The 7,024-nt window shown below is 44.1% G+C and carries 6 protein-coding genes and 1 pseudogene; 5 read left to right on the forward strand and 2 right to left on the reverse strand.

Features of this window, described 5'->3' with window-relative positions; genetic code table 11:
• From C7B77_RS19965 to C7B77_RS19985, 5 genes and pseudogenes are all read left to right on the forward strand, one after another.
• Positions 1 to 650, forward strand: a pseudogene (locus C7B77_RS19965) (Hsp70 family protein); the annotation flags it as partial.
• On the forward strand, positions 650 to 1,159 hold the full coding sequence (locus tag C7B77_RS19970; RefSeq protein ID WP_106308867.1) for a LysM peptidoglycan-binding domain-containing protein: 510 nt from the start codon (positions 650 to 652) through the stop codon (positions 1,157 to 1,159). The pseudogene C7B77_RS19965 and the gene C7B77_RS19970, both read left to right, overlap by 1 nt.
• A 7-nt stretch (positions 1,160 to 1,166) precedes the next feature.
• Positions 1,167 to 3,479, forward strand: a complete 2,313-nt coding sequence (locus C7B77_RS19975) for a tetratricopeptide repeat protein (RefSeq protein WP_106308870.1) — start codon at positions 1,167 to 1,169, stop codon at positions 3,477 to 3,479.
• A 10-nt stretch (positions 3,480 to 3,489) separates the two neighbouring features.
• Positions 3,490 to 3,840 carry a J domain-containing protein gene (locus C7B77_RS19980; protein ID WP_106308873.1) on the forward strand — a complete coding sequence of 117 codons (351 nt, stop codon included), beginning with the start codon at positions 3,490 to 3,492 and terminating at the stop codon, positions 3,838 to 3,840.
• Between the two features lie 85 nt (positions 3,841 to 3,925).
• The gene (locus C7B77_RS19985) at positions 3,926 to 4,393 is read left to right on the forward strand and encodes a nucleotide exchange factor GrpE (RefSeq protein ID WP_219892214.1); all 468 of its coding nucleotides are present in this window, start codon (positions 3,926 to 3,928) and stop codon (positions 4,391 to 4,393) included.
• A 55-nt stretch (positions 4,394 to 4,448) separates the two neighbouring features.
• Here C7B77_RS19985 and C7B77_RS19990 read toward each other — a convergent pair whose 3' ends face one another.
• Together C7B77_RS19990 and C7B77_RS30200 are read right to left on the reverse strand one after the other, a co-directional pair.
• Positions 4,449 to 6,380 (reverse strand): heavy metal translocating P-type ATPase, encoded by a 1,932-nt coding sequence (locus C7B77_RS19990; RefSeq protein ID WP_106308876.1) that lies wholly within the window; start codon positions 6,378 to 6,380, stop codon positions 4,449 to 4,451.
• 373 nt (positions 6,381 to 6,753) lie between these two features.
• A partial coding sequence (locus tag C7B77_RS30200) for a thioesterase domain-containing protein (protein WP_181243937.1) occupies positions 6,754 to 7,024 on the reverse strand: 271 nt, incomplete at its 5' end.

The raw sequence follows: 7,024 nt of genomic DNA on the forward strand, positions 1-7,024 counted from the left end.
CTTATGGTGGCGAAGATGAAAAAATCGCCCAAAAAGTCGAGAAAATTATCAAAGACTTAAACGATGAAGGTCGATTGACCGATCGCGGCGTGCGGGAAGCTTATCGGATTGCTGGCGAAACAGTTCAGGCTACCAATCAAATTCGCGATCGAGATGGTCAGATCGCCGAAGACCGTCGCCAGCTTGCCAGACAAAAGTTACAAGAGCTAGAAAAGTTAGCATCTAACGATTATAATCTCGCCCAATCTTTAGTTTCAGATCTAGACTTCGTGCTGCATGTTTGCCCTGCGCTAATTCCTGAAGACCGAAAAGGTAAAATTATTAGCCTTTGCGACCAATTAAAGAAAGCAATTGCCGATAGCAATTTAGAAGTAGTGCGGGAACTCAGTGCCGATGCGACTCGCGAATTCGAGCAGCTTCCAGAATTAGTCAAATTTGTATCGGTTTGTGCGGATGCTATTTCGCAAGCGCGGTCGATTAATCCTCTGCAAGCTAACGTAATGCGGAATAAATTAGACCAAATGTGTAATGCGATCGAGCGCGGAAATACCCACCAAGCCGAGCAAGCATTACAAGAGTTATTGCCAGATGTCAGACAATATCTCGATCGAGACTTACCTGCTAAAGCGATTGCCATCGGAATTAAATAATGCTAAAGCTTAACTGTCCTGTCTGCGATCGCTCGGGTATCGATCGCGATATTTGTCCCAATTGCGAGACTAATCTATCAACATTGCGGATGCTTGCCGAATTACCGCTAGTTACGCCCCAAAAGTCTTTGGGAGCGGCTATCAAAATGTGGCTACTATCGATCGTTTTTGCCGCATTTACAATTGGGATTAGTTTGGGTGCAGCCGCAGAATCTATATTATCTCAACAACCACCGAGATCGATCGTTACTGCGAAGGCTACTAATATTCGATCGTCTTCACCTACTCCGAGCGAATCGAACATAGCTAATGCTTATCCTTGTACTCGCGAATTTTTTTATACCGTTCGTCAAGGAGATTCTTTATCGAAGATTGCCCGACAGTTTTATGGCGACATCCACAAAACTCAGCTTATCGTCCAGCATAATTCTCAATTAAAAGGCAGAGAGAATGATATCGATTTAGATGAAAAAATATTAATGCCTAAACTTTATCAAGCTTGCGATTGAGTAACTCATGTTAATCTTATTTTTATTTGTTATTATCATTGGTGCGATTTTCATAGCGATCGTTATTAGCTCCGAGCTATCCAAATTAACAGAAATATTCAATCGTGCTGAGGCTGTCAAAAATCAAGATCGCGGCAATCCACTCGAACGCGATCGATTAGAGCAGTCTGTGAAGCTGTACGAGCAGTGCAATCGGTTAGTAATGAAGTCTCCCTGGCTCCAGATCGCTGCTAATTTCAAGATCGTCGATAAAAATACTTATTTAAATACTATTACTCGTCTCGATCGAGAAATCGAGCGTCGTCAGCATTTTAAAGTATTATATTACCAAGGCAAAAAACAGATCGACGATAAATATTTCGATCTGGCATTAGCTAATTTTTCACAAGCGCAGCAATTATTTAATACCGATGAAATTGCATTATTAATTATTCAATGCGACTCTCAGCTCGAAGTTCAAAAGAAATACGAATTAGTTCTGAATCGGGCGAAAATATTAGCCCGAGAAGGTAAGTTTCAATTGGCAGTCGATCTCCTCAAACCCACTTTAATTGATTTCGATCGGATCGATGGTGCGACATTATTAAACAAATTAAAGCAAGCATTTGAGGCCAAACAAAGATTTGCTAAAGGATTACAACTCGAACGCAGTGGCAAATTAAATGATGCAAAAAACTATTATCAGCAAGTTTTAGATATTGCACCCGATTTAACTGAATGTCAAATTAGGCTTGCAATTGTAGCGATTAAGAGTGGCGATGTATCGGAGGTATTAAGTTACTTAGATAATATTGATGGCGAGCGTGCAGCTTATCTGCGCGGTTTTGCTTGTGTCATCCAAAGCAACTGGCGACAAGCCGATAAAGAATGGCATTCTTTATTGCATCCAGAGGTAAAATCTCAACGTCAACACCTCAAAACCCTCGCTCGCCAAGATCGACTGTTAACAATGCAAAAGATCGAGCAGTTTGTCGATGATGGCGATCTCGATCGAGCCAAGCAAACTAGTCTCCAATTTATCAGTAAATTTGGTGTCGATCCCTTGGTAGAAAATAATCTCTACGGACACATTCAACCTCTACTCGAAACACATATTTGGAAAACTCAAGACTGGAGCCTCATCACCACTACAGCCGAGCAATTTTGGCTGGAGAGTCAAGATATGTCTTCCTTACATAACTGGGCTGTAGCCAGCTATTATCAAGCTCATCAAGATCCAGACAAAATTGCCGATTTAATTATCGCTTGGTCTACAGCTCTAGCCAATATCGATCGCGATCCAGCATTAAAAGATGTACCGTGGTTCCCAAATCTACCACCAGATCTAGCGCAAATTGCAATTAATTTAATAGAATTGTTGGAAAAATTAATCGATCCGATTAAGGATAAAAATCTCGGTCGCTACTTACAATTACGAGATTTATATCGTTGGCAGATTGTCGCGCTGCATCTGACTAAAAATTTGCCACATACTCAAGTCAGAGTCAACCAAATTCTTATGTTGCCAGGGTCTTATCAACGCCACGCACATACCTTACCACAGTCCGAGCTTCCTGACGAATCTTGGTGTCGATTATACACTAACTGGGGGCCAGCAGTAGCAGCTTGTATCGAAGGCGATACCAATCGTGGGCTGCAAATTCAACCGCAAACTAAACCTGTTTCTGTAGCCGAAAAATCTGCAAAATCATTCATTACTTATCATGAAGGTTGTTATTATCTCCAACAATATAATTGGCGTAAAGCGATCGAACCATTTAAACAAGTTCGATCGGAAATTAATAACTTTCCTAAATCGATCGACGAAATCGATCGACTATGTGGGAAACAACGCCAAGAGATCGATAAATTTGAAGAACACCTCGAATTTGCACAATTTTGGTACGATTTAGTTGCAAGTAAAACCGCTGGTAGTTATTTAGCAGAATATAAGGCAATGCAAGTTAGCGGCAAATTAGCTGAAGAACAAATTACCTTAAATGAAGGACTCAACCAACTTTTGCAACTTAAGAAAATTGACGACACCAATCCAGTCGTTCTCGATACGATCGACAAGATTGAAATCGTGCAAGAGACCAATAACATTATCGATTTAATCAAGCAGAATCGCCTGGAAGAAGCCGTCAGACGCGCTAAATTCTCAACTCGTCAAGAAGTAAAATACCGGATTGCCGAAATTCTAATCGATGCCTCGATCGCAGGCGCGAGAAATCGGAGATCGAGTCGGGAAGAGATCTTACAACTAGTAAGCTGGGCGCAAGAAATCTGTCCCTACGAACCTACATTTATGGAAGTTTATCACAGTCTAGGATTAAATTAAGCGAAACTTTATGGAAACTAATTTAGCTAATGCTTACGATGTTTTAGGCGTGCCTCAAACTGCTTCTAATGCTGAAATTACCAAATCATTCGCGCTGGCGATGAAGGAGCGTAAATATTCTCCAGATGCAATTGCTAAAGCTCGTAAGAGTTTGATGAACCCTGAAGATCGAATTATCGCCGATTATTTACGTCCGGTGTTACCAACTATTCATCGGTTCAAATGTCAAGATTTTACAGCTTTAAACGAACCCGTACCGAGCATCGATTGGTTATCTGAATTCGATCGATTGGAAGAAACGATCGTCGATCCTAACGAAGTTTCTGAAATCGATACACAGCTCGGGATCGCTTTATTTTAATTTCGATCGCCAGACGGCAAAAATTATCCGATCGTTTATTTCCCCTAATCTTCCCCCTCCCCGCCAAACATAATAGCAGGATGTAATGATGATTAAATTTGAGTTGAGTGCAGAAAATAAATTACAGCTTGAGAACCAATTAAGAACGGATGCCAAACAGCTAGAAGAATTAAAGCAAGCATTACGCCAGCAAGAACAAAAATTTCAAGCTGAGAAAGAACAGATTTTTCTCGAATTATTAGAAGTATTCGACACGCTCGAATATCCGATCGATTATTTAAAAAATAATCCAGAAGTCTCTCCTCAATTTATTAAACGCTTACCTAAATCGTTAGCCGCAATCCAACAAAAATTATCGATCGCCTTAGCCAGACAGCAGGTAACCCCGATAGCTCTTGAAGATACCACGCCTGATTTTAGTTACTGTCAAGTAGTCGGACGCGAAGATAGAACCGATCTCGCAGACCAAACAATTACTAAAATCGTCCGCCAAGGCTTTCGCTATGGCGACAAAATCTTACGCCCAGTTGAAATTATTACTGCTAAGAACTAGCGGAACAATAAAACCCAATTATCAATTATCAATTATCAATTATCAATTAATCTAACTATCTCAACAACCGCAACCCACTTAATGTAACTAATACCGTCGAGCCTTCATGCCCCAAGACACCCAGCGGCATATTAAGATCGCCCATAAAATTACCAACTAATAACAACAAAATAAACGAGAGCGCGAACGTAATATTTTGCTTGATAATCTGTTGTGTGCGCCTACCCAACTTAATTGCTTGCTCCAATTTCTCCAACGAATCAGTCATTAACACCACATCCGCAGTCTCAAGAGCCACATCACTTCCCGCGACACCCATCGCAATACCGATCGTTGCCATCGCCAAAGCTGGCGCATCATTAATCCCATCTCCTACCATCGCCACAGATCGATATTGTGACTGCAATTGTTGAATCAGATTTACCTTGTCTTCAGGTAATAAATCGGCATGTACCTGAGTAATTCCCAACTGTTGCGCGATCGCCTGCGCACTCTCGACTCGATCGCCAGTGAGCATAATTTGGGCAATCCCCATCTGCTGCAACCGTCGGACTAATTCTACCGCTTCTGGGCGCAACGTATCCGCCAGAGCGATCGCGCCGCATAACTCATCCCCGCTTGCCACCCAGACGATCGTTTTACCTGCGGCAGCCATATCGTCTACTAAGGCATGGTGAATCGCAATTTTGGCTTGGATTGCAGCGGACATCAATTGCGCCTTACCTACCGAAATTGGCTGTTTCCAGAGCATTCCCGTAATTCCCAAACCGGGACTTGCCGTTATCTCAGTCGCCGTGTCAAATGCCAGATTTCCAGCTTGAGTTGCCAGAAAGATCGCGCGTCCGATCGGATGTTCGGAGCCACTTTCCACCGCCGCTGCCAGTTGCAAAATCTCTTCAGGAGTAGCGCGCTCGATGGGGATAATCTCGACTACCGCCAATTTACCAGTCGTCAGCGTCCCTGTTTTATCAAAAGCAACCGCCTGAATTTGGCCGATCGATTCTAGCGTATTGCCACCCTTAAACAAAATCCCCTGTCTGGCACCATTAGCAATTCCTGACAACAATGTCGGCATAATCGCCGCCATCAACGCGCAGGGAGACGCTACCACCAAAAAAATTAGCGCGCGATAAATCGTCGTCTCCCAATCCCAGTGCCAGATAAATGGCGGGAGCGTCCCCAGTAATATCCCCGCTACGACAATTATTTTGGCGTACCCGCGCTCGAATTTTTCGATAAATGCTTGCGAAGCGGGAGTTGCAGTTTGGGCTTGTTGAACTAACGTAATAATCCGCTGAATCAAACTACTAGCAGGCGGTTGATGCACTTGGAGCGTCAAGGCACCATTGCCATTGAGCGTACCGCCAAAAACTTCATCGCCGATCGATTTTTCCACTGGCAGCGATTCGCCCGTAATGGCAGACTGATTTACCGTACTACTCCCTGCAATCACGATCGCATCTGTCGGCATTAATTCCCCTGGCTTAACCAGTAAAATATCCCCAACTTGCAAGCGATCGATCGGCGTTTCCCGCTCCACCCCAGACACGATCGATCGCGCCAGATCCGGCGTCAGACTCATCAAACTGCGAATACTCCGTTCAGTGCGCGCCATCGCATAACCTTCGAGCGCACCACTAATCGCAAAAATCAGAATCAACACCGCACCATCGATAATCAGCTCGTATTCCTGCTTCCACCAGCCCAACCCCGCCGCACCCAAAGCCGCCACGATCATCAACAGATCGACATCTAACTCTCGCTCCTCCCACAGCGTCGTCAAACCCTCGATCGCACTGCCATAACCGCCGACGATATACGCCAACACCAACAGACACAATCCCACCACCTGCAAACTCGCGCCAGTAACGGTAAAGTGCAACGTCAGCCAGCCGCCGAGTAATAGTACCGCACAGCCAGCAGCGGCAACAGTTTCACCATGATTTTTGACTAGATCCGAGAAGGAAAATCGCGATGTTTGGGTCATATCAGGTGGCTGCTTTAATATATTTATCGTCTCGAATATTAGGTTATCAGCAACCAAAGGTATTTTCCAGGATCGGGAGATAAACTCAACTGCATAATCCAAGTTGCTAGTTATAACCTCAGCGGTTAGAAACCGCTGCTCAGGGTACGAAGAGTTAATCAGTCCGCGTAGGCGGACTTCGCAACACCAGCCACGACTTCTAGTCGTTGGCTCCAAGTAACTACTATAAGACGGCGGAAATTAACCTACTATTTCTGACCCTCGCCTCCCCGCTCCCCGCTGTCTTGATTTGCTAACCCGTCGGGAAACCAGACGAGCGCGCATCGCTCCCCGCTCCCCGCCAAAATAGTAACTAGATTTACGCCGTAGACTACTAGCAACTTGAATTAAATATTTTGTCTGTCAGACAGCGATCGATCTTGGCGGCAATGCCATTGGTGTCTGGATCTCTTAACGCTCCATAATGAGAACCATCGATCTCGTGAATTTGCAACCTGCCTGTTACTAGCTCCCCCCAGCCCAGATCGGGGTAAAGAGAGTTTTCGAGAAGCTGCACTTGGCAGCGAAACAGATCGATATCGCCAGGATAAGAGCGAGCGCGATAATTTAGTTCTGCTTGTAAATTACAATCGATAATATTGAGT

It is taken from the genome of Chamaesiphon polymorphus CCALA 037 (genome assembly GCF_003003845.1).
Taxonomy (GTDB): domain Bacteria; phylum Cyanobacteriota; class Cyanobacteriia; order Cyanobacteriales; family Chamaesiphonaceae; genus Chamaesiphon; species Chamaesiphon polymorphus.